This is a genomic window from Neisseria sp. P0009.S007, from assembly GCF_051962515.1.
This window is the reverse complement of sequence record NZ_JBQCVF010000174.1, coordinates 1-3,105: the sequence shown is the minus strand read 5'-3', so window position 1 is coordinate 3,105 and position 3,105 is coordinate 1. Positions and strand designations below refer to the sequence as shown.

Here is a 3,105-nt window from a genome sequence, read left to right as displayed (position 1 = left end):
ACATAATGCTAACTTTCGTAATTTTTGCTGAAAGTTAGATTTTGCCATTACCCGAATAGGGTATCAATCCTTAAATAAAATCGCCCCTATCAAAACAGGTACCGCCAGACCTAAGTAAAAATAGTAATCCATCATTTGAGAACCCTTTTCAAAATGGATACGAAATACACAGCAGCCATCACGCCGAACAAGAGCCATCCTGTATCCAAACCGCTTTTTAAATTTTCACTTGGATCGCATTTGGGTAAATCGGCTTTAATCGTCTGTCCGTTCAGTTTCCAAACTGTGCCGTTGTACTCAGGTTTGATAATTTTGCCGTCTTGGGTTATTTGAGGTACTACCAAGCTGAAATAGACGTTTTCAGCTTGGCTTTGCTCAAGACATTTATTCCCGACTTGGTAGTACATCTTAATTACCTATTAGCGCAACAAGCGTTTGACAATGGCAATTACGAACAAAGCGGCAAATACGCCGACTACCAGCCATCCTGCTTCAAGGCCGTCAGTTTTTGCGGCTTCAATGGATGATTTTGCACCTTCATCAAGAGCGGCATAGGCTTGTGTAGCCAAAGCCAGGGGAGCAGCGGCAACAACGGCCAGTTTTGCGCCGAATTTACGGCAAGTGTTCATCAATTTCATGATGTTTTCCTTTACGAAATGTTTAAAAAATGTGTTTGCGGGCTATGTGAAGGTTTTAGAGACCGCCCGCCGAGCCTCTTAAACTTAATCTTCTTTTGTATAAAAACTGAAAATTAAAAATTCGCCGCCGATTTCTTCAATCGCCGAATTGAAAGCGTCTTCATAACTTTCATATTGACCGGCAGATTTAATGTTTGGCGTAAAGCCAATATCGCCGAATGGATCGGGATAGATGAATTCATGATTTTCGAGTTCTTGAACAATAAATTTTTGCTGATACTTACTCATGATTCAGCCTTTCTTAGGCTTTGGGCGTTGCGCCTTTAACTTGGAAATCAAGCAATTTAGGAACAAGGCCTTTACCTGTTGATTCCATTGCTACGGTTACATCAACCGCGCATGGGAATTTAAGATTTTTCAGCTTGTCGAAATTATGGCTATCGCCAAATTTCATGCTTGCTGCGGTAAAACCCACAGCATTGCCGTTTGACGGCATGGGGCTGGCTACCAAAACTGTGCAAGAATCGATTTTGTTACCGTCGATTTCGCCTTTAAATTGTTTTGCACCCAAAAGAGTTGCTGAATACGTGGTTACTTGGCTTTGCTCAAACATTTTGAATTTCCTTTACTTGTTTAAAAAATTTGAAATAATTTTCTCTTCGAGTTCAATGTCTCGAATGTGTTGTTTTTCCCTGTCTTGTGGGAATGCGGTTTCTTTCTCATCAAGCAAATCATCAAGTAATGTTTGCATGTTCAAATCATCAATTGCTTTTTGCTCTTCGTGTATATACTGAATCTTTTGTGTCTGATCTCTACAGTCGTATTGTTCAGGTTGTAAACCTTTGGGATAACCTTCAATGCCTTTTACAAGTTCATCGACAATTTTTGTATCATCCCAGCCTATATCGCGGAGGAAATTAACCATCTTTCCAACCTGATTACGCGCATGGAACAGTTTATGATCGAAAGATAGATTTACTGTTTCTGTCTTGGCATCCATCCGCTTGGATTCTGTTTTGAATATCGCCGTACATATCGGATAAGCACCACCAAGATACGAACCGGGATAAATCAAAACATCTAAGGGTATTTCTATATCGCCTGCCCGAAATTCAGTTTCAAACCTGACCCATGGACTGTTGACATCGCCGAATTGTTTTCCTTTCTCATAAACACGGGTAAATTTGGAATTTCCGCGTTTGCCTACATAAAAGGTTTTGCCGCTACCATCATCATTACGCCATGCAGTACCGCGGCATTCGCTTTTTGGCCTCATGTTATGAACGTCAAAATGACCGTTATCATGATCAAGTAATGCCTGATCGGGTGTGTATTCGCCGTTAAAGAAATCATGGGCGACGTCAACACGGGTAATTTTTGGACGTATGCACTTACTTAAAAACTCATACAGTCGGTTTTCCCAACCGGGTATAGCAGCCTGACAACCTGTACCATTCAATTCAACCAGCATTGTTTCTCGCTGACCGCCATAATGAACCTTGCCATATTCGACGTTATCCGGGCCAAGTTGGTAACAGCTTTTATAGAAAAACTTTCCTTTGAACGGTAGTTTTTGGGTAATGCCAAAACCTAAAATTTCTTCTAACAGCTCGCTATACTTCACAACAAATTCTGTATCTGAAACCAATCCTTTACCTGTTACTTTGGGCAAACTGTCTTCGTGAATCGTGAAAGTGATTTGGTCAATAAATGCGCCGTCATCCCTTCCACGTCTTAACGGTATTTCGATGAATTTGCCTTTTCCATCCGATACAAAATGGCTGAAATATTCAAACTCAAAGTCTTGGTTATCCGATTTTTCCGTACCCTTCGGATTAGAGGTTTTATTTTGCTCCCCCCCTATTAGCCTAGGGGGGCAGCCTTCGGCGGTTGTCGCAGCCTTGGCGTCCGCTGACGCGTCCACCATATCCGCGACCACCGCCACGGCTTTATCTTCCAAGGCTTTCACGGTTGCATTCCTTATCCATCAGTTCTTTTACAAACAATCTGCCGCATTCATACGCTTCGTTTTCGGTTTTTTGTTTCAAAGTCGGATTGCGGATAGGAAAACAAACTGTTTTGATGCATTGGGATTCGTTGTCTTTATCCCTGAACACTTTCAAGATGTATGCTTTCGGGAAAGATAAGGGTTCGGGATTGACGGTATAGAAAATAAACATGATTAAGCCCCTTCACTGGCTAGAGTTAAGGGGCTTTACAAGAATTAAGAATATGCGCCCCTGATGGAACGCAATATATAAGGCCGTATATTGCTGCATCCAAACTTTTCCATTATGGAAAGTTTGCCCTTCAAATCCGAATCTGCTGGCCTCTATTTATAATTATTTCATCGCTACAAGGATATTTAAATGAAACGGGAAACCATTGCTCTGCATGCAGGCTATCAATCCGAACCAACTACCAAATCCGCTGCTGTCCCCATTTACCAAACCACTTCCTACACTTT

General features: G+C 41.6%; 6 protein-coding genes. All 6 read right to left on the bottom strand.

The annotated features are described in order from the left end of the window. Window positions 1–131 precede the first annotated feature (131 nt). The 6 genes from ACTHS3_RS11110 to ACTHS3_RS11085 all read right to left on the bottom strand — a co-directional run bounded on the left by ACTHS3_RS11110 (window position 132) and on the right by ACTHS3_RS11085 (window position 2,818). Window positions 132–407, bottom strand: coding sequence for a hypothetical protein (locus ACTHS3_RS11110; protein ID WP_440367965.1), 276 nt, complete (start codon window positions 405–407; stop codon window positions 132–134). 12 nt (window positions 408–419) lie between these two features. Continuing rightward, window positions 420–638 (bottom strand): major capsid protein, encoded by a 219-nt coding sequence (locus tag ACTHS3_RS11105; RefSeq protein WP_440367964.1) that lies wholly within the window; start codon window positions 636–638, stop codon window positions 420–422. Between the two features lie 84 nt (window positions 639–722). After that, a complete protein-coding gene (locus tag ACTHS3_RS11100) occupies window positions 723–926 on the bottom strand; it encodes a hypothetical protein (RefSeq protein ID WP_063075624.1) in 204 nt (67 codons plus the stop codon). Between the two features lie 13 nt (window positions 927–939). Next, window positions 940–1,251 carry a hypothetical protein gene (locus ACTHS3_RS11095; RefSeq protein WP_070836706.1) on the bottom strand — a complete coding sequence of 104 codons (312 nt, stop codon included), beginning with the start codon at window positions 1,249–1,251 and terminating at the stop codon, window positions 940–942. A 12-nt stretch (window positions 1,252–1,263) separates the two neighbouring features. Beyond that, window positions 1,264–2,565: a replication initiation factor domain-containing protein gene (locus ACTHS3_RS11090; protein ID WP_440367966.1), complete on the bottom strand. Its 1,302-nt coding sequence runs from the start codon at window positions 2,563–2,565 to the stop codon at window positions 1,264–1,266. A gap of 22 nt (window positions 2,566–2,587) precedes the next feature. After that, on the bottom strand, window positions 2,588–2,818 hold the full coding sequence (locus tag ACTHS3_RS11085; RefSeq protein ID WP_063075621.1) for a hypothetical protein: 231 nt from the start codon (window positions 2,816–2,818) through the stop codon (window positions 2,588–2,590). Between the last annotated feature and the right edge of the window lie 287 nt (window positions 2,819–3,105).